The sequence below is a fragment of the Pseudomonas protegens genome (genome assembly GCF_013407925.2).
GTDB classification, from domain to species: Bacteria; Pseudomonadota; Gammaproteobacteria; order Pseudomonadales; family Pseudomonadaceae; genus Aquipseudomonas; species Aquipseudomonas fluorescens_AP.
The window spans coordinates 4,103,836-4,123,906 of record NZ_CP060201.1 but is presented as its reverse complement, the minus strand read 5'-3'; the positions used below and the strand labels follow the sequence as shown (position 1 = coordinate 4,123,906).

The 20,071-nt window shown below is 65.5% G+C and carries 14 protein-coding genes; 7 read left to right on the top strand and 7 right to left on the bottom strand.

Annotated features, from left to right (window positions below; translation table 11 throughout):
• The first annotated feature begins 4 nt into the window (after positions 1-4).
• The 3 genes from GGI48_RS19125 (at position 5) to GGI48_RS19115 (ending at position 2,056) form a co-directional block, all read left to right on the top strand.
• Positions 5-376, top strand: a complete 372-nt coding sequence (locus tag GGI48_RS19125) for a hypothetical protein (RefSeq protein ID WP_042940986.1) — start codon at positions 5-7, stop codon at positions 374-376.
• Between the two features lie 10 nt (positions 377-386).
• Complete coding sequence (locus tag GGI48_RS19120; RefSeq protein ID WP_047306270.1) at positions 387-842, top strand: DUF3828 domain-containing protein; 456 nt, start codon at positions 387-389, stop codon at positions 840-842.
• Positions 843-979: 137 nt separating this feature from the next.
• A complete protein-coding gene (locus GGI48_RS19115) occupies positions 980-2,056 on the top strand; it encodes a dienelactone hydrolase family protein (RefSeq protein WP_179599572.1) in 1,077 nt (358 codons plus the stop codon).
• Positions 2,057-2,089: 33 nt separating this feature from the next.
• Here GGI48_RS19115 and nirK read toward each other — a convergent pair whose 3' ends face one another.
• From nirK to GGI48_RS19080, 7 genes are all read right to left on the bottom strand, one after another.
• Positions 2,090-3,178, bottom strand: coding sequence for a copper-containing nitrite reductase (gene nirK, locus GGI48_RS19110; RefSeq protein ID WP_042940988.1), 1,089 nt, complete (start codon positions 3,176-3,178; stop codon positions 2,090-2,092).
• Positions 3,179-3,291: 113 nt separating this feature from the next.
• Positions 3,292-4,110 (bottom strand): YfaP family protein, encoded by an 819-nt coding sequence (locus GGI48_RS19105; RefSeq protein WP_016964896.1) that lies wholly within the window; start codon positions 4,108-4,110, stop codon positions 3,292-3,294.
• 3 nt (positions 4,111-4,113) lie between these two features.
• Positions 4,114-5,757 carry a DUF2300 domain-containing protein gene (locus GGI48_RS19100; protein ID WP_103741411.1) on the bottom strand — a complete coding sequence of 548 codons (1,644 nt, stop codon included), beginning with the start codon at positions 5,755-5,757 and terminating at the stop codon, positions 4,114-4,116.
• 1 nt (position 5,758) lies between these two features.
• Positions 5,759-10,336, bottom strand: a complete 4,578-nt coding sequence (locus GGI48_RS19095; RefSeq protein WP_179599570.1) for an alpha-2-macroglobulin family protein — start codon at positions 10,334-10,336, stop codon at positions 5,759-5,761.
• Entirely contained in the window at positions 10,333-10,992 is a 660-nt protein-coding gene (locus GGI48_RS19090; protein WP_016963383.1) for a DUF1175 domain-containing protein, read from the bottom strand. The genes GGI48_RS19095 and GGI48_RS19090 overlap by 4 nt, the downstream gene beginning before the upstream one ends.
• Positions 10,977-12,689: a DUF2138 domain-containing protein gene (locus tag GGI48_RS19085; protein WP_179599568.1), complete on the bottom strand. Its 1,713-nt coding sequence runs from the start codon at positions 12,687-12,689 to the stop codon at positions 10,977-10,979. Before GGI48_RS19085 ends, GGI48_RS19090 begins: the two co-directional genes overlap by 16 nt.
• A 37-nt stretch (positions 12,690-12,726) precedes the next feature.
• Positions 12,727-13,518, bottom strand: a complete 792-nt coding sequence (locus GGI48_RS19080) for a YfaP family protein (RefSeq protein WP_179599566.1) — start codon at positions 13,516-13,518, stop codon at positions 12,727-12,729.
• A 593-nt stretch (positions 13,519-14,111) separates the two neighbouring features.
• On the opposite strand from GGI48_RS19080, the gene GGI48_RS19075 reads away from it, so the two are divergent.
• From GGI48_RS19075 to GGI48_RS19060, 4 genes are all read left to right on the top strand, one after another.
• Positions 14,112-15,683 (top strand): BCCT family transporter, encoded by a 1,572-nt coding sequence (locus GGI48_RS19075; protein ID WP_179599564.1) that lies wholly within the window; start codon positions 14,112-14,114, stop codon positions 15,681-15,683.
• On the top strand, positions 15,680-16,981 hold the full coding sequence (locus GGI48_RS19070; protein WP_179599562.1) for an OprD family outer membrane porin: 1,302 nt from the start codon (positions 15,680-15,682) through the stop codon (positions 16,979-16,981). The genes GGI48_RS19075 and GGI48_RS19070 overlap by 4 nt, the downstream gene beginning before the upstream one ends.
• A gap of 49 nt (positions 16,982-17,030) precedes the next feature.
• Entirely contained in the window at positions 17,031-19,037 is a 2,007-nt protein-coding gene (locus tag GGI48_RS19065; protein ID WP_179599560.1) for a CocE/NonD family hydrolase, read from the top strand.
• A 78-nt stretch (positions 19,038-19,115) separates the two neighbouring features.
• Complete coding sequence (locus GGI48_RS19060) at positions 19,116-20,054, top strand: LysR substrate-binding domain-containing protein (RefSeq protein WP_047306279.1); 939 nt, start codon at positions 19,116-19,118, stop codon at positions 20,052-20,054.
• The last annotated feature ends 17 nt before the right edge of the window (positions 20,055-20,071 follow it).

The window sequence follows — 20,071 nt, the reverse complement described above, 5'->3', positions numbered from 1 at the left end:
AGGAATGTGGAATAAACAAGCCGCTATCGATCACTTGAACGCGCATGCCCACGCGGGCAGCACCGGACGCTGTGCGGCCTACACTCGCCAGGCGATCGAAGCCGGTGGCGGTGGGGTGATTCTGCACAGGAAGCATTCGGCCAAGGACTTTGGCTCATCCCTGACCTCGGCCGGCTTTATCGAGCAACCAGCTGGTCAGACGCCCGCGGCGGGCGATGTGGTGATCATCCAGCCCATTCCCGGCCACCCCCACGGCCATATGGCGATGTTCAACGGCTCACTTTGGGTGTCAGACTTCAAGCAGTTGCACGGTTTCTATCCAGGGCATTCCTATCGGGTGCAGAAGCCTGCCTACAAAATCTATCGCCATCCGTAAGGGGTCTTCCATGAGAATGCTGTTCTGCTCGCTGCTGGCCGCGGCCGCCGTCGCCCTGCATCAACCACTGGCCCTGGCCGACTGCGCCAGTTCGCCCAAGCCTGTCACCCAGGCGTTCTACAGCTGGTACCTGCAAACCTTCAGCGAAGACAAGGACCCGATCACCGACAGCGTCCCGGAGATGAAGAAGTACGTCTCCGACTCGCTGATCGCCAAGATCAAAAAGCAGATGGCCAGCCCCGATGGCCTGGAAGAGGACTATTTCCTCAAGGCCCAGGACTACATGGATGAGTGGCTGACCCAGATCAAGGTCAGCGAGCCGCAGATCCAGGGCTCCAGCGCCAAGGAGCAGGTCACGCTGGGCAGCACCCCGGACACCACCCAGATCGTCGATGTGCGGATGATCAAGGACAAGGGCTGCTGGAAGATCGACGAAGTGCTTTCCACCACCGATCAGAGCGACTGAACGGCGAGCTCTCCCCCGCCGCAACACTGACAACGGCAAATGCGCAGGTCGTCGAGGGACGCGACCTGCCATGTTAAGCTGCGCGCCGTTTCGGGCACCCGCGCGAAGCCTCTTCCACTGAAAAAGGACTCTCAGTCATGTCGTTGCCGGCCGCTGTCCGCCTACCGCTGTCGTTCCTCTGCCTATCTACCGCCCTCAGCCTCACCAGCGTCCACGCCGATGACCAGCAGGATGTCGCCAAGGGCCGCTGGCAAGGCCTGGCGGCCATGGCCAATCTGTACCTGGATGAGGCCACGCCGGCCGATTTCATCGAAGCCGGCGACAACGAAAAGAGCCAGCACGACAACTACGCCGGCGCCCTCGCCTACTACCTGACCGCCGCCCGCCTCGACCCGAAGAATGCCTACGCCTCGTACCAGGCGGCTGGCAGCCTGGCCGCCATGGACAAGAACAAGCGCGCCGCCGAGTTCCTCGATCAGGCCCGCGAGCGAGGCTTCTGGCAGTTGGTGATCCTCAAGGAAGACGACGAGCTGCAAGCCCTGCAGCAGACCCCGGCCTACCAGAAGCTGCTGCAAGCCGCCGAGCAGAACTACCCGGCCAAGGCCAAGGATGCCGGCCTTGCGGCCTTCAGTATTCCCCAGGGCAAGGCCCCGGCCGAAGGCTGGCCGGTGGTGGTCTGGCTCTCGGGATTCGGCACCGAGGGCAGCGACGGCGTCGATATGCGCGCCGATCTTGTGGGCGATAAAGCCGTGCTGGTGGGCATCAACGGCACCCTCAAGCGCGACGAGCACCAGTTCATGTGGCACCAGCATTCGGTGGCTCCGACCCAGGGGGCGGTCAGCGCGGCGTTGAAGAAACTGGAAAAGCAGACCCGCATCGATCGCTCGCGCATCGTCCTGATGGGCTTTTCCCAAGGCGCCGAGCACGCCTCGCACCTGATCGCCGAGTACCCGCAGCACTACAGCGGCGCCTTGCTGCTGTCCCCCGGCGGCTACCGGATTCCGTTCGGCGAAACCCGGGCCCGGGACAAGCGTATCGTCATTGTCCATGGCGCCAAGGAACACGAGAGCAACCAGAAACTCACTGCCACGACGCAGCAGGCCCTGGAGCCCGGCAACCAGGTCCAGAGCCATGAACATGCTGAGGGCCACACCTTTCAGGACGACTGGCGCCAGGCGTACCCGGGCTACCTGAAATTCGCCCTGAACCTCTGATACCAGGCACCGGGACCTGAGCCCCGGCCGCTATCACTTGGCCGGAACAATGGGCCCGGGGGCCTTTACCTGGGTCATCAGGTCATCGTCCCAGGTGCCTTCGACCTTGACCTGAGCCAGGGCCCCCAGCTCCATGGCCTCGATCAGGTTGTGGTTGAGGTACACATAGGTGCCCGGCTGCTTGAAGGTGTAGAGCGCGGCCAGCGCCGACCCGCCGGGGATGAACCAGGTTTCCAGATTGCGCAACGGGGCATTGGCGAACTTGCCGGTGGTCCAGACCCAGTCGCCATGGCCGCCAATCAGGTGCGGACGGCTGTCGCGGTTGGCCTGGGAGTGGATGAACAGCACGCTTTCCCCGACCTTGGCGGTCAGCGCATTGGCTCCGGTCAGAGCACCGACCCGACCGTTGAACACCACATGGCTCGGGGTCAGCGTGCGCATCACTTCACGGGTGTCCTGGTAGCTGGAGGCCAGGTCCGGGTAGCTCTTGTAATGCCCGTCCTGGTCCTTGGGGATATACAGATCGAACTCACCGATGGTGTAGGCCCGGTCATAGTGCAAGGGCTTGCCGGCAGGGTCTTTCAAGCCATCGCGCGGCAGCACCATCAAGGTTCCGCTCATGCCCGAGACCACGTGCCAGGGCACCATTCCCGACGGCGCGCAGTGATAGACAAAGGTGCCGCTACGATCGGCCTTGAAACGCAGCACCACCTCCTGGCCTGGTACGACCTGGGTCAGCGCGGCCCCGCCCAGGGCGCCGGTGGCGGCATGGAAATCGATGTTGTGGGGCATGCTGTTGCTGGCCGGATTGCTCAAGGTCAGTTCGACGTAGTCGCCCTCGTGCACCACCAGGGTCGGACCGGGCATGGAGCCGTTGAAGGTCATGGCCTGCAGGGTGGTGCCCTCATCGTCCACCACCATCTTTTTCTCTTCCACGCTCATGCGGAACTGCACGACCTTAGGCGGTCCGCTGACCACCTGTTCATGGGCATGCACCTGGGGCGGCGCCACCAGATCCACCTTGATCCGCTGCAAGCCGTCGGCGCCCGCGGCCATCACCAGGCCGGAGACACAGCTGCCGGCCACCACACAGCACTTCAACCACGATTGAAAAGCACCCATGTTGCGCATTTCCCTGCCTATGAATGGTGCTTCATTGCAAGGCAAACGCCGGGCGCTCGTATTGTCTCAGGGCAATGAAGCCATGCCCGGGCAGGCGCAGGGGTTGAGCTCGATCATGGATAGCTGAAACTGCGCACCAGGGTCAGCTCCCCGGGCGCCCGCATCGGCACGATGAACGACTCGCTCTTCTCATCCGGCGTGCCTTCCTCGGTGATCACCGTGACCTGGGCCGTGGTCAGCGGCTGCACGGCGTTTTCCTGGCCGCCGTCTTCATCGTCATCACTGCGATAACCGCCACCGTAGTAGTTCACGTAGACCAGGTACTGGCCCTTGAGCGGCGCCGGCATGGAGAAGATCTCCGGGCCGTAGCCGGTGGTCACGTCCACGTCCAGGGTCGCGCCGTTGGGGGCCACGCGATCGCCGTACCAGATGTGCGCGCCATCGGGGGTCACCAGGTGCAGGTCGAGGTCGGTGTTGTCGCTGTCCCAGGAAAGCAGCACGCGCAACTTGGGCGGGGTCACGCCACCGCCGGTATTGAGGAACTGCACGCGCTTGCGCTGCTGCCCGTCCGGGCTGCGCACCTCCACGCTGTTGCTGCCGTTGGGGAAGGAATAAGGCCGGTCGAAACCGCCTTGCTCGTCGAACTTGAGCGGCATGCTGACGCCGTTGACGATCAGCTTGCCCGGCTCCTTGCTCGCCTTGGGCGCGCCCTTGATCTGCCCGCGAATGCGCGCGGTATCGGCCTGCCCCTGAGGGGTGTTGACCGAGGAAGCCGGGTAGTTGACCTCCTGAATGTATTGCTCGCCATCGACGGCGCGGGTCCGCCAGCCGCCTTTGGGGGTGTCGAGGCGGATGCCGCTGTCGGCCAGGGCCATGGGCAGGCTGAACATTCCACAAAGGAACAGGAGGACCGGGGGAGCAGGAAGTTTCATGGCCTATTCCAATAAAAGATGACGGGCGAGCCCTTCGATGTAGGTTTCATCCTGGCCGTTGGGATGCGCCTCAAAGGCCAGGTGCAGGTATTCGTGAGTCAGGTCGAGGCGATCTTGCAGCGAGAGCACGCCACGCACGTAGATGCGTTGCCGTTCGCGGTCGACGTAGGGCCGGCCGAAGCTCAGGCGGCACACGGCGAACTGGCTGATTTCGTTGTAGCCGACTTCCTGTTCCAGGGGCTGACGCCAGCGTCGACGCTGGTTCAGCAGCCACTCTTGAGCGGCCGGCAAGGGTTCGCAGGAAGCCTGCGGATTGTCCCAGCGGCTGAGGCTGGCCCGCGGGTAAGCATGAAGCAGGATGGCGTCGTAGCCCTGGCCGGCGCGGGCCTGTTCCACGGCCTGTTGCCAGGACAGTTTGTCCGGTGCCTGCAGATCCGAATGGTAGGTGACCTGGGTTCCGGCCAGCACCAGATCGGCAGTCCAGGCGGCGATGGCCCGGGCCTCGGCGGTGGCCGGACGCGGCGCGACCCGCTGGCGATTGCTGCTGTCGTCGATGCTCAGGCATTCGCCGCTGCGCCCGGCGTTCTGCAACAGATAGGTGCGGATCGCCACGGCCAGGGCCTTGGCGGCTTCCCGGGGTTCGCTGGAGGCCTCGCGCTGCAGCACCCGGGCCACGTACTCCTCGCGGTCCAGACGGGCCACCAGTTGCAGGGCCGAGGCGTTGGCTTGCAGGAAAAGCTCGCCGCCACTGTGGATATCCAATTGATTGCCATTGGCGAACTCCACCCGGTAATCCCCTTGCAGGGCACCTGGCCTGGCGGCGCGGGCATTCTGGCTGACGCTCTTGAGCGGATAGCGGGAGAACAGGCCGACCTCCACGCAGCGGCCTTTGTCCAGCGCCGGACGCTGCGGCAGCACCTGGTCCAGAACCTGGGCGTAATCCTTCAACACCCGCTGACTGGTGCCTCGTCCACCCACCCACAGCGGCGTGCCGTCCACCAGCCACCCGGCAAAGCCGCCCTGGCGCGACTGCGGGTCCTGGTCCGCCAGCCAGCTCCAGGTCTTGACCCGCAGGCGCCCGCCCAAGGCTCCCAACACCGCGCCATCGGAGGCGTTGAGCAGCACATCCAGCAGCACCCGGCGCGCCGTCTCCTGGGCCGGCAACTGCGCCAGCACCTGCAACAGCTCCGCCACCGGCACCCGGGTCTGCGGCTGCAGGCGGTCGAGGTCGCGCAACCACTCGGGCGCATGGCGGGCCTGCCAGTACTGGCGCCAGTCGGCGCTGGACAACTGCAAGCGTTGCGGCTCGAAGTACAACCCACAGGAACGGACCAGGGCCTGGTCCCGGGCGATGCTGCCACCGCTCGTGCAGCAATAGACCTCGTCCCTGGACTTGCCCTGGCAGGCATAGGCCGGCTCTTGCGCGCCGGTGTCCACCAACCAGGCATAGACGAAGAGCTTCCAGACACTGCCCAGGGGCGCCTGCAGGTCCTGCGGCAACGGCTCGCGAGCCAGCACCTGGGTCTTGCTCAGGCTCACCAGCTCGCTGTCCGGGGCGGTTTTCCAGGCCAGGCGCAGAGGCTCGTCCTGGGCTGTCACCAGCCCAGGGAGTAGACACAGGCACAACCAGGCCCAACACCGCGTCATGTTATTTGACCGTGACCTGACCCAGTGCCGGCGTGCGTTCCTGAGCCTGCTGCTCCGGTGCATAGACCTGGTAGAAACGCGCCGCAGGCAAGTTGAACTGGCCCTTCTGGGAGAAGCGGATCAAGTGCCGCAGACGCACCTCGCTGCTGTCGTTCAAGGCATCCAGCGGCACCGCGTAGCTCATCTGCCCGGGTTCGAAGCGGGCCTTCTCCAGGGACGCCGCTTCCGTACCCGCAGGACCGGCCAGCTTGATGCCCCAGGTGGTGCGCTCGACATCGGCGCCCGGCGGCAACGGCACTTCGAGCATGCCGTACAGCAGCGGCCGCTTGCTCTCGTTGGCGATGATCACTTCGTCCAGGTACAGGCCGTCACTGGCGATCGGCTTGTTGCCCACCGGTTCCAGCTTGAAGGTGAACGCCTCGTCGCCCGGCACCAGGCGCAACAGACGACGGGTGATGTTCACCGGCAATGGCGTGCCCGCCGCCTGCTGGCTCTGGTAGCTGAGCGAAGCGCGCAACGGCCGCTCCGGCAACGGATCCAGGGTCAGCACCGCAGGCACCTGCGGGCCCTGCCACAGCCAGTAGCGTTCACCGCTGGCGCCCTGCTGCGGTTGCCAGCCCTGCCCCGGGTTCAGGGCCACGGCCGGTGCTGCCTGAGTCACGCTGCGCTGCAGCCAGGTCAGGGCCAGGGCCCGGTCCAGGGTCGGTTGCGATGGCAGCAGGCGTTGCAGCAATGCGCGCGCCGTCGCTTGATCGAAAGGCTTCAAGGACAGATTCATTGCCTGAGCGAACGGCTGCGAGCTGATGTCGACCTGCTGCTGTGCCGCCTCCAACTGCGCCACGAAGGCCGGTGGCGGGGTGACCTTGGCGTCCCGCGCCAGGGCCGCGGTCAATACCCGGGCACTGGCCAGACCAAGGGCCGAATCCGGGTCTGCCATCACCAGGCTGTCGCTGCCGCCGGCGTCCACGCTGTCAGCCGGACCGCTGCCGGCCTTGGCCAGATCGTCCATCAGGCCCCTGACCAGCGTGGCGATCGGCAGGTTCATCTCACGGGCAAAAGACAGGATCAGCGCCCGTTGCAGCAACGGCGTGTTGCCGGCCTGCTTGGCGTAGACCTCCAGCACCCGCTGCCAGTGCTCCGGCGGCAGGTTCAGGTCCATGACCTTGCTGGCATGCCAATCGGCGTAATAGGCGTAAGCGGTGAGGAAGGCGTCGGCATCGGCATCCTCGCCCCACCAGGTGAACGCCGCTTCCGGCCCGGCCATGTGTACCAGGCGCAGACGGCTGTTCTGCATCATCAGGCGCAAGCGATCGCGAACCTGCGGATTGCTGGCCAGCGCCGGGTAGGCAACGCTCAATGGCAGCAGTTGGCTGGCGGTCTGCTCGACGCCGCCATACGGGTATTCCAGCAGGTCATCCAGGGCCGAACGGAACAGCACTTGCGGGCTGTCGTCCAGGCGCAGGCGGATCTGCGTGGCATCGGCCGGCAGGCCCAACGGCGTGCTGGTGCCAGCCACGTCCAGGCTCTGGGTCTGTAGCGTCTGCCAACCGGCCGCGCTGCTCAGCAGGCGCACGGCCAGGGCATCCACGGTCTTGCCGCCCTGCACCAGCTCGGCGCTCCACTCGCCATTGCCCGGGGCAATGGCCGGCAGCGCCACGTAGTTGATCCCGCTGTTCAAGGTCAGCGGGAGACGCTGGGACTCCCCGGCATAACGAACCACCAGCTCGGCCTTGGCCGTCTGCTCGGACTGGCTGAAGACAAACACCCCCAGGTCCGGCTTGTCGCCCGCGCGGAAACGGGTCGGGCCGCTCCACTTCAGGTACAGGGCTTTTTCCGAGCGCACGAACTGCTTCTTCTGCCCCACCTGGCCGTCATCGGCGATGGCCCGGGCGGTGATGCGCCAGCGGGTCAGGGAGTCGGGCATACGGAAGGTGAAACGCGCCTTGCCGCTGCCGTCGGTCACCAGTTCCGGCTGCCAGGCAGCGGTGTCGACGTCTTCACGCCGTGGCCGCTCCAGCACCTTGACCCCGCGTTCGCTGCGGTTGGCCTTGCCCGGGGCCGTGGGGCTGCCCGGCAGGGCCACGTCGTAGCTGATGAACGACAGGCTGGCGCTGGTGCGCACGTTGTTGCGCCGTGGGTGGTAGAAGAACTGGTCGATGCTCGGCGCCACTTCCGGTTGCAGGGCGTAGACCATTTCGTCCACCACGCTGACCGTCAGGTGCGCCGGCACCGGCTTGCCGGCGAACTGGGTGGACAGGTCCACGGTGACCAGGTCACCCGGCTGGTACTTGTCCTTGTCGGTGTGGATCGCCACATCGATCTGCGGCGTCAGCACCTTGATCCCGGCGTTCTGGAAGCTGTACTCGCCGCCCTTGGTGTAGAGCACGGAGAAGGTCAGGTTCGGCGCGAAGTTGTCCTTCACCGGCACCCGTGCGCGGTATTGGGTAGGGCTGAGTTTTTCCACTTTCAGCCAGTCACCGCCCTTGGACAGCAGCGCCGTGGCCTCGACCTTGTCGCGCTCCAGCGACAGCAGCGCATCGTTGATCGGCTCGGGGAAGGTGATCAGCGCCAGGGCTTCGTCACCGGCCTGGTACTCGGGTTTGTCGAGGACGATTTCCACGGTGCCCGGCACCGCTTTCACGCCTTCGCCGGTGACCGAGTGGCTGGTGCCGCCCAGGACCCGATCGTGCTCGTCCTTCAGGGTCAGGTTGTAGGTGCCGGGCCGCTCGAAGGCCAGGGCAAAGCCCTTGTCGGCCTCGCCCAGCTTGCCCTCGCCGGTGGACTGGTCTTCCAGGCGCACCCAGCTGTAGCGGTTGGGCTTGACGTTCTTGCTCTGCTCGCTGGTGTTCTGGTTGGCGTAGCTGAACTGGACCTTGTCACCCACGGCGCTGAAACGCTGCGGCGCGCTCAGGCTGAAGCTTGCCGCGCCACGCTCAATGAGGATTTCCTTGGTGGTCTTGACCCGGTATGCGGCGCCATCGCTGGCGAACACGGTGAGCATGTAGCGGCTCGGCTTGCTGGCCGCCGGCAGATCGAGGGTGGCACTGCCCTTGGCGTCGGTGGTCAGTTCGGCGCTGGTCAGTTCCACCGGGAACTGGCCCATGTACTGCAGCTCGTTGTCCACCATCGACAGTTGCTGAGCCCGCAGGCTCAGTTGCAGGCGCGCATTGGCCACCGGCTTGCCGTCCGGATAGAGCAGCACCAGATTGCCCTTCACCGGCTCGCCGGTCTTGAAATCCGCCTTGGCCAGGCTCAGGGAAATCTCGAAATGCGGCTTGATGTATTCGGCCACGCGGAAGGCACTGCTGTAGACCTGGTCCTTGTAGGCAAAACGCAACTCATAACCACCGGCCACGGCGTTTTCCGGCAGTTGGAAGCGGCCTTGGGCGCCGGACTTGGCATCCAGATTCAGGGTCAGGTTCTGCAGCGTGGTGCCCGCGGCATCCAGCACGCTGACATTCACCGTCCCGGCTCCCGGCTGCACCGAATCCCGGGCGTTCTTGAACTCGCGGCCGACGATTTTCAGCGATACCCAGTCCCCCGGGCGATACAGCGGCCGGTCGGTAAAGGCATAAAGCTTGGTGTCGTAGATTTCGCTGTCGTAATAGAAGTTCTCGGAGACGAACACCCCGCCTTCCTGGTCCTCGCCGATCACGTAGGAGCGCTCGGGGCTGACGTGTTTCAGGCGCACCAGGCCCTGTTCGTCGGTGGCGCCGCTGTTCATCACGCCCAGGCCATCGGTCCACAGCACGTTGACCTTGGGCACCGAGTTGCCTTCATGCTTGCCCGCGGCCCAGACCAGCAGCTCGTCGCCGGCAATCTTGCTCACCGCCACGGTGTTGGAAACAAAGACCATGGTGGTGGCGCGGTACTTGCCCACCAGGGCTTCCACCAGGTACAGGCCCGGCTTGAGTTGCCCCAGCGGGATATAGACGTTGCCCGGCGCGACGTTGATGAACTGGCTGGAGGAACCGGACAGGTCAACCCCGGCCGGCGGCTGGATCGGCTTGGCCTGCCACAGCGGATAACGGAACTGGGTCACCAGCGGCAGCCCCGGGATCAGGGCGAATTGCGGCTGGGCGTCATAGGGCGTCGGCGCCAGCATCGAATTGCCGACCTTCAATTCCGGCACCTCCTCGGTCACCTGCTTGCGTGACTCGTAGGAGAAGGCGCGCTGCATCACCCGGCGGGATTTGCGATACCAGTTGTCCCACAGGTAGGCCAGGGTGTTGGACAGCCCCTCGCCCTTGAACTGGCCGTCACTGACCACCCGGTGCAGGTTCTTCTGGCGCTTGAGGAAGTCCAGCGGCTGGTTGATCCGGTACACCCGGATGTCCGCGCCGCCGTAGGGTTCCATGCGAAAGCGCCGGTAATCCCGGCCCGGGGCCTCAAGGCGCACCATGGCCTGCTCGTCGCTGGCAAAGCTGCTGTCGGCCAGGAGGAAGAAACTCTCGCCGGAGACCGCCGCGTAATCGCTGGACGGCACCGAGTCTTCGGCATTGACCAGGCTCGCGGGGGCCACGAGGGTCAGAACAACAGTCAGTCGAAACAGAAAACGCCACATACGCGATTCGCTCATTGGGTGAGGAAGTTCAGTCGATAGATGCCGATGAAGTTGGGGTTGGCGGGGTCGGGTATCCATCGGGTGTCCTTCCATGTCATCAGTTGCTGCACGCTGGCCGAGCGCATGCCGTTGTCGGTGGGGGTGGTGGTGCCGGTGTGATAGGCGATGTTGCGGCCCATCCAGATCATCAGGTGCTGGTCGTCGCCCTGGTCGAAGAACAAAAGATCGCCGGGGCGCGCCTGGCCCAGGTCACGACTGACCAGATGGCTGTTGAACTGGATCAGCTTGATCGCATTGACGTAGGGCCCGGTCTGCCCGCCGCCCTGCTGCCACTGCTGGGCCAGGCCGCGCTGGCCTTCGCTCAGTTGCAGCTCCGGCGGCAGGTAGCGATTGGACAGGCCGTTGGCCCGCAGCCACTTGCTGTCGTGGACCTTGAGCGCTTCGTTGGCGGCAAAGCGCACCAGCCCGGCGCAGTCCTGCTGATACCAGCGCGGGCTCGGCCCCTGGCTCAGTTGCTCCTGGGCGATGCGCACGAACCAGGCACGAAACACCTGGGACTGCTGCACGTCCAACGGCGGCGCCTGGGTCGCGCCCACGGCGTTGCTCAGCAACAGGGCCAACAGGCCAAGGCTGGACAGACTCTTGCGCCATGCACTCACAGCGCGCGCCATTGCAGCGGCAGCCATTGCCAGTGACCGTTGGGCTCGCTGCCTTCAGGCAGGGTCAGGGCGTACTTGCCGTAACCGCCCAAGGTGCGCAGCTTGGGCACCAGGTAGGTTTGCGCGGCGTTGTTGAACACCGGCTCCATGTCCTGGGGCAGGCTGTCGAAGGTTTCCTGCTGGATCAACTGCGCCAGGGATTGCGGGCCCAGGTACACCGGCATCAGCACATCCTTGGGCACCACGTCGGCCAGGGGCGGGAAGCGCTTGTCCAGGGTGCCCAGGGCCTTGGTCACCAGCTTGTCGTCCAGGGAGAACACCAGGGTCGAACCATGGCGAGCCAGGCTGACCTGCATGAAGGCGCGGCCGGTGATGGCTTGCGGGTCCTTGGCCTCCTTGGCCGGGTACTGGCCGAAGTTGGAACTGACCTGGCGCTGCCATTGGTGCACCTCGCCGTTCTGCTGCTCGACCACGGGGAAGATGCGCTCCGGTACCTTGCTTTCCCGGGCCCCGACCATGGAACCGAACAGCTTGCCCAGGTCCGCATCGAGCTTGGCGTTGTCCTTGTCCTTGAGGCTGGCCACCAGCAGCGGCGTGTACAGCCGCGAGTCGGCGTACCAGCACAGCCCGGCGGTACCGGCCATGTGTTCGGTCAGGGTGGTGGCCACCGCCTCTTCGGCACCGAGCTTGACCAGCAGCGGCTTCTGCTGCTGCGCCGCCAGAGGCAGCGCAACGCAGGCGCTGGCGCCCATGGGCATGGCCTGCCAGATCGGCTTGAAGTCGAAGTCCGGCTGGTTGTCCTGCTCCTGCAGGGCCAGGTAGCTGTGCCAGCCCTGGCCGTCCATGTCGAAACGCAAACCGGCGAAGTTGGGGATGAAGCGCTGGTAACCCATGGCCAAGACACCGGCGTTGACCGCCAGCCGCTGCTGCACCTCAGGCTTGCGCGCCTCCAGGCCGAAGGCCTCGGGGAACAGCTTGTCACCCTTGAGCAGCGCCTCCAGCGCGGCCGTGGAAACGGCGCCGTGTTCATCGTCGGCGCCCTGGCTCAGGTCGTACAGCTTGCCCGGGTTGGACAACACCACCAGCTTGTCGCCGTAAGAGGCGAACGCCAGGGATTTGCCGGCGTTGTAGTTCAGTTGGTACAGCGTCACCGCATCGCCGCCGACCTTGAGCTCGGCCAGCTTGCTCAATTGCGTATCGTCCAGGGCGACCTTGGCCAGGGGTTCCAGCAGCTTGGCCAGACCGCCGCGGTCCATCACCAGCAGGAAGTCCTTGAGACGCCCGTCGGCGCCACGCCACAGCGCCACATCCGCCGGCTGGTCGAACAGTTGCTCGATCAGGTTGTCCTGCAGTTTCAGGTCATGCTCGTAGATGATCCGCCGCAGGCTGCCGATCAGCCCCAAGCGGTCGGCGTGGGCCTGGTAATAAAAGACGAAGTCCTCGGTCAGGGTGTCCTTGAGGAAAGGCACCGCCAGCAGGTCCTTGGGCAGTTGCGTCAGGGAATGGGTTTCCAGCAGCCCGTCGGGGCGACTCAGGCCCAGCTTGTCGCCGGCCAGCTCGGCCACCGTGCTCTTGGGCTTGCAGCCCACGCCGGTGATCGCGGCCGCCACCAGGCACAGGCCCATGACCAGGACCGGCCAGCGCCGCTTGCTGGCGGGTTGTTCAGTGCCGGGCACGCCGGCCGCCGGGGATGCGGTGTTTTCGCTCATGATTCACAAAGCCCAATTCATCCGTGGTGCGGGATGTTCAATAGTTGAAAGACTTGACCAGCAACAGGTCGCCGATGGCCCGCATGGGCACGATAAAGGTCTCGCGTTTCTCATCGACGGTGTTTTCGTTAAGGATCAGGTTGATCTGCGAGGTGATCACCTCGTTCTGATTGCTGCCTTCGTCGAAGTTGTACCCGCCGCTGCCGAAATTGCCCCAGTAGTTCACGTAGATCAGGTAGGTGCCGCGCAGCGGCGCGGTCATGGTGAACATTTCCGGGCCCGGGCCGTCGACGCCGTCCGGGTCCAGGCCGCCGCCATTGGTCAGGCCGGGGTGGCCGAAGAACGCGTGCTGACCGTCCGGGGTGATGATGTGCATGTCCAGCTCGGCCTTGGGATCGTCCCAGCCCAGCACCACGCGGATCCGCGGCGGCGTCTTGTTCTGATTGGCTTCGTAGAACTGCACGCGCTTGAGGGACTTGCCCTCGGAGCTGCGCACTTCGACGCTGTTGGAACCGGCGCCAAACGCATAAGGGCGGGCGAAGCGGCCCTGTTCGTCGGTGTAGAGGTTCAGCGGGTTGCCGTTGACCGACAGGCTATGGGGCTGGCGCAGATGACCGATGGCCTTGAGCTGGCCCTCGATCAGGGTGCGGTTGCGCTGGATGCCACGATCGATCGGGGGCGTCGGGTAGGCCACGCGGTCCTGCTCGGTGCGGTCCAGCAAGCCGGAATAGCGCCAGCCGGCCAGGGGTTCCTGCAGCTCGGCGGAGGGCTCGGCGAGCGCCATACCGGCCAGCAGCAAGGTCAGCAGAAGGGAGGATAAAACGCGCATGTACTGCGTCCTGCCATGCATGGGGAAACCCTGGCGCCAGATCCTCGGCGCGGCTGCAAACATTCGGAAAACGGCCCAGCGACTGCGGGCGTCGGAAAGGCCGCAGATTAGCGATTTGCCGTCTGTTACACAATTGCCGGACCGGGATTTTGCAAGGCAATCGACACCCCGCTGAAACCCGCCGCGCAAGTGCCACTACGGCGACATTACACACGCCGAAAAAGGTGGCTTCCAGCCACTATTGGCGCTTTCCGCCGCCCGCCAAGAAACAGCCTTAGTTCAAGTACGAATCTGCCCCAAAGGGTCCGCCGCTCCAGCACTCGCAAGCGCCTTGCCGCACACCGCCGACAGCCTCCACTGGCCCCTGCGGCGAGCGCTCTGGAATGCCCGTTGCGCCAATCGGCCCGGCCTGCGCCCATGGCAGCCAGGGGCCATCGCGCATTCCCTCAGGGAATGACCCCATACCCATTAGTCGATTGCTAGAGCACGCCGCTCAACGCTTATCTAGGAGCGCCGCGGTGTTGCACCGCGGCGCCCTGTGATTGCGGCCTCGCCTGGCCATAAAAAAGATAAGCAACGGGAGTGCCTCACTGATGAAGTATCCGTTAAGAGCCTGGGTCTTCTGGCCCACCTTTCTGATTCTGCTGGCAGCGGTGATCGCCAGTTACCTTGATCTGCAGGGTTTCCTGGCGGTGAGCAGGCAGCTCAACCGGATCATCCTCGACAACTTTTCCTGGCTGTTCAGTGCCGGCAGCTTCTTTCTCCTGGTACTGACCGTCATCGTCTACTTTTCGCCCCTGGGGCGGGTGCGCATCGGTGGCGAAGACGCCAAGCCCCTGCTGAGCAAGCCGCGCTGGTTCATGGTCGCCCTGTGCACCACCCTGGCGGTCGGCGTGCTGTTCTGGACCACCGCCGAGCCGCTCTATCACCTGTATGGCCCGCCTTCGAGCCTGGACATCGAAGCCGGCAGCAGCGAGGCCAAGCATTTCGCCATGTCCAGCATGTTCCTGCACTGGACCCTGACGCCCTACGCCATCTATCTGGTGCCCTCGCTGGTGTTCGCCCTGGTTTTCTACAACCTGCGCGGCCACTTCTCCATCGGCGCCATGCTGCAACCCCTGCTCGGCGCAGCATGGGTCAAGCGCCATGCCGGACTGATCGACACCCTGGCGATGTTCGCCCTGGTGGCGGGCATGGCCTCTTCCCTGGGCACCGGCGCGCTGACCCTGTCCGGTGGCCTGAGCCAGTACATCGGCGGTGACACCACGCCGCTGCGCCTGGGACTGATCATCGCGGTGATCGTCGCCACCTTCGTGTTCTCTGCCGCCAGCGGCTTGCAGAAGGGCATCGTCAAGTTCTCCACCTTCAACACCTGGATCATGCTGGCCCTGGGGCTGTTCGTCCTGGTCTGCGGGCCGACCCTGTACATCTTCAGCCTCGGCATCGAGTCCTTCGGCACCTACCTGCAGACCTTCTTCGGCCGCAGCCTGTTCACCGGCGCAGCCAGTGGCGACAACTGGCCCCAGAGCTGGACGGTGTTCTACTGGTCGGTGTGGTTCGCCTGGGCCCCGGTCAGCGCCATGTTCCTGGGCAAGATCGGCCGTGGCTACACCGTGCGCGAGTTCATCCACATCTCCATGCTCTACCCGGCGCTGTTCACCGCCCTGTGGATCTGCATCTTCTCCGGCAGCAGCCTGTACTTCGACGCCCAGGGTGATGGGGTACTCAACCGCGTGCTCAACGAGCAGGGGGTGGAGCATGTGCTGTACCAGGTGTTCCAGCAGTTGCCGGCGAGCGGCCTGATCATTGCCTTCTTGCTGTTCATTGCCTTCATCTCCTTTGTCACCGCTGCCGACTCCAGCACCGATGTCATCGGCAATCTGTGCAGTCGCGGGGTCACCGCCGATTCCGATCTGGACGGCAGCCCGCTGCTCAAGGTGATCTGGGGCGCGATCATCGGCTGCGTGTCCTGGGTGATGGTGGCCTACGTCGGCATCGACGGGGTCAAGATGCTCTCCAACCTGGGCGGCCTGCCGGGCATGCTGATTGTCCTGCTCTCCAGCAGCGCACTGATCATCTGGATGAAAAATCCGTCCCTGCTGACACCGCCGCTGCCCGCGGACGAGCCCGGGGCAAGCCACTCGCCACGAGGGCCTACCCCATGAACGTCCGTCTCCTGATCCTGGGCGGCCTGGGCCTGACGCTGCTCTGCCCCGTGCTGGCCCACGCCAGTCAGGCGCAATCCCGGGGCTTTGTCGAAGACAGCCGAATCAACGGCCTGGTGCGCAACAACTACCGCAACAACGACCATCGTCAGTTGGACCTGGATGCCCGCGAATGGGGCCAGGGCCTGCAGCTGGACTACGCCTCCGGCTACACCCAGGGCACCCTGGGCTGGGGCCTGGATGCCCATGCCTATTTCGCCACCCGACTCGACAGCGGCGGTGGCCGGGCGCGCACCATGATGCTGGTCAGCGACAGCGACGGCAGCAGCAAGCGGGAGTCGGCCACTGCCGGGGCGGCGCTGAAAATGCGCCTGTCCAATACCGAGTTCAAGTACGGCGACCTGCGGCCCCAGACCCCGGTGCTGGTCCTGGCCGACAACCGACTGATGCCGGCGACCGCCACTGGCCTGGCCTTCAGCAGCCGCGAGGTAGAAGGCCTGTTGCTGGAGGGCGGACACTTCACCGCCTCCCGGGACTTCAACCAGACCGGTCACCGCGGTGGCTTCCACGCCGGCTACGCCAGGGTCGAGGGCGGCGACGCCAGCTATCTGGGCGGCACCTACCAGGTGCATCCGCAGGTGGGGCTGGGGCTCTACAGCTCGCGCTACCAGGACCTGTGGCGCCAGCACTACGTCAACCTCAACCTCGACCAGCCCCTGGACGCCGAGGATCGGCGCAGCCTGAACCTGGACCTGCGACTCTACCGCTCCCTGGACGATGGCAAGGCCCTGGCCGGGGATATCGCCGTAACGGCCTGGTCGGCGGCGCTGGCCCTGAAGGAGGGCCCGCACACCGTGACCCTGGCCCACCAACGCATCCATGGCCAGCAGCCCTTCGACTATCTGGCCTTGAGCGGCGGCGGCTTCCACGGCTCGATCTACCTGGCCAACGCCTCGTTGATCGCCGACTTCAACGGCCCCGGCGAACGCTCCTGGAGCCTGGGCTACCGACTCGACCTGGAACACCTGGGCCTGCCCGGTATGTCCTTCGGCACCCGCTACATCCGGGGCAGTCATGTCGACGGCCGGCGGATCCCCCAGGGCAGCCCCTACCGCTACTACGCCGACAAGGAGCGCCACTGGGAGCGGGACATCGACCTCAGCTACCAGGTGCAGAGCGGCGTTGCCAAGGACCTGTCCCTGAGCCTGCGCCAGGGCACCTACCGCATTCACGGAACCTCGAACGGCGATGTCGACCACATCCGCCTGGTCACCGAATACCCCTTCAGCCTGCTGTGATCCACCGCGCTCGGCCCGGTGCCGGCCCCTTTTTCGACTGGAGTAGCCCATGGACGTCATCCGCGACTTTCCCCATCCGATCCGCGAGATCGAGCACTGCCTGATCCCCCTGCGTGACGGCACCCAACTGGCCGCGCGCATCTGGCTGCCGGCCGATGCCGGCACCCGGCGTTACCCGGCGATCCTCGAATACCTGCCCTACCGCAAGCGCGACGGCACCGCGGTGCGCGATGCCCTGACCCATCCCTGGATGGCGGGCCAGGGTTACGCCTGCGTGCGCGTGGACATGCGCGGCAACGGCGAGTCCCAGGGCTTGATGGCCGACGAGTACCTGCCTCAGGAACAACAGGACGCCCTGGAAGTGCTCGACTGGCTCTGCGCCCAACCCTGGTGCGACGGCAACCTGGGGATGATGGGCATCTCCTGGGGTGGCTTCAACGGCCTGCAAGTGGCGGCCCATCAACCCGCAGCGCTGAAAGCCATCATTACCCTGTGCTCCACCGACGACCGCTACGCCGACGACATTCATTACAAGGGCGGCAACCTGCTGATGGAAAACCAGGGCTGGGCCGCCACCATGCTCAACTTCAGCGCCGCCGTGCCCGACCCGCTGCTGGTGCAGGACTGGCAGGTGCAATGGCAGCAACGCCTGGACGCCATGCCGATGCTGGCCGAAACCTGGCTGCAGCATCAGACCCGCGACGATTACTGGCGCCAGGGCTCGGTGTGCGAGGACTACGCGGCGATCAAGGCCGCGGTGTACTGCATCGGCGGCTGGGGCGATGCCTACAAGAACAGCGTGCCGCGCCTGATGCAGCACCTGAGCGGCCCGAAGAAAGCCCTGCTCGGCCCCTGGATCCACAAGTACCCGCACTTTGCCGTGCCCAACCCGGCCATCGGTTTTCTCCAGGAAGCCAAGCGCTGGTGGGACCACTGGCTCAAGGGCATCGACAACGGGGTAATGGACGAGCCAGCCTGCACCTTCTACCTGCAGGACGCCGTGCCGCCCAAGGCCAGCTACGCCGAACGCCCGGGCGTCTGGGTGCAGACCGCCGGCTGGCCCGATCCGCAGGTCCAGTGGCAAACCTTCAGCCTCAGCGACAACGGGCTCAGCGCGGGAGCCCAAGCGCTGAGCGCAAGTCGCAGCATTTGCTCGCCCCTGACCACCGGCCTGCATCAGGGCGAGTACTGCGCCATCTGGTTCGGCCCGGACGGCCCCACCGACCAGCGCCGGGATGACGCCCATTCGCTGTGCTTCGACAGCCAGCCCTTGAGCGAGCCCCTGGCCTTGCTGGGTGATGTGCGCCTGGACCTGCGCCTGACCTCGGACCGGCCTTGCGGGCAGATCGTCGCCCGGCTCAACGCGGTGGCCCCGGACGGTCAGGTGGCGCAGATCACCTACGGCACCCTGAACCTGTCGCTGCGCGACGACTTCGCCGTGGCCAGCCCACCCGAGCCCGGCGCGCCGCTGCAGGTTCGCTTCAACCTCGACCATGTCGGTTATCGCCTGCCGGCCGGTTATCGCCTGCGCCTGGCGCTGAGCACCGCCAGCTTCCCGTTGCTGTGGCCGGCCCGGGAGCTGACCACCCTGACCCTGCTGCCCGAGGTGCAGAGCGTGCAGTTGCCGGTGTTCATCGGCGAACCCGTGGCGTGTCCGTTCGAAGCCCCGCAAAGCGCGCCGCCGGCCAACCTGGAAATCATCCGCGCCGCCGCCCCCAAGCGCACCCTCAGCGAAGACGTGGCCAGCGGCGAAGTCTGCGTGCGTATCGACGACGACCTGGGCGCCATGCGCTTGCTCGATCACGGCCTGTGGGTCGACCAGCGCTGCACCGAGCAGTACCGCACCCTGCCCTGGGACCCGCTGTCGACCCGGGCCGACATCCAATGGCAGTACCGGGCCGGTCGCGGCACCTGGTCGGTGGAAGTGGACAGCACCCTGGGCCTGCACGCCGACGCGCAGTGGTTCTACCTGCAGGCCACCCAGGTTGCGCGACTCGATGGCCGGCAGATTCATCAACGCCAGTGGCACAAACGGATCGCCCGATCCACGCTGTAAAGCGTGGCAGGATGCCCAATCTCCGAGACTCGGCGGGACGCAGGACACAGCGCCCGCCCCCTGTAGACTGGTACCCGCATGTCGCATCGCAACGTCGATCTGCCCCCCCTCAACTGCCTGCAGCCTTTCGAGGCCGTGGCCCGTCATTTGAGCTTTACCCGGGCCGCCCAGGAACTGAACCTGACCCAGAGCGCGGTCAGCCGTCAGATCAAGCGGCTGGAGGAAAACCTCGCCCGACCGCTGTTCCACCGCCACAACCTGGGCATCAGCCTGACCCCGGCGGGGGAGCGCTACTTTCGCACCATCCAACGCCTGCTGCGGGAACTGGACCGCGAGTCGGCGGAACTGCGCCGACGCGGCGCCGAGCGCCAGCTGACCCTGGCCAGCACCCCGACCATCAGCTCGATCTGGCTGGCGCGCCTGCTGCCTGCGTTCCAGAGCCTGTATCCGGAGCTGGACATCCGCATCCTCTGCAGCGAAAGCCCGTCGCACCTGGATGTCAGCGAGTACGACCTGGGACTGTTCTATCACCTGGACGAGCTGCCGGCGCCCCTGGGCCTGGAGCTGACCCCGGTATTTGCCGGGGAGCAGGTGATCTGCGTCTGCAGCCCGGACTACCTGAGCCGCAAGGGACCGATTCGCGACCCGCAACACCTGCTGCAGGAACACCGGCTGCTGATCGTCGAAGACCACTATCACGACTGGCTGACCTGGTCCGACTGGTTCAGCGCCGTGGGCGCGACCTATCACTCCCCGCAACACGCCCTGCGCACCAACAGCTACCAGTTGCTGATGCAATCGGCGGTGATGGGCCAGGGCGTGGCCCTGGGCTGGGAAAGCCTGCTGCAGGACGAACTCGCCGCCGGACGCCTGCAACGCGCGCTGCCGCACTGCATGCCCAGCCGCGGGCGCCTGAACCTGATGCAACCGCACCACCGCAATCCCCCAGCCGCCGTGCGCCGCTTTCGCCAATGGCTGCTGGAACACACCCACCTCGCCCACGAAACCGGTCCTTGACCGCCCCGACCTGACGA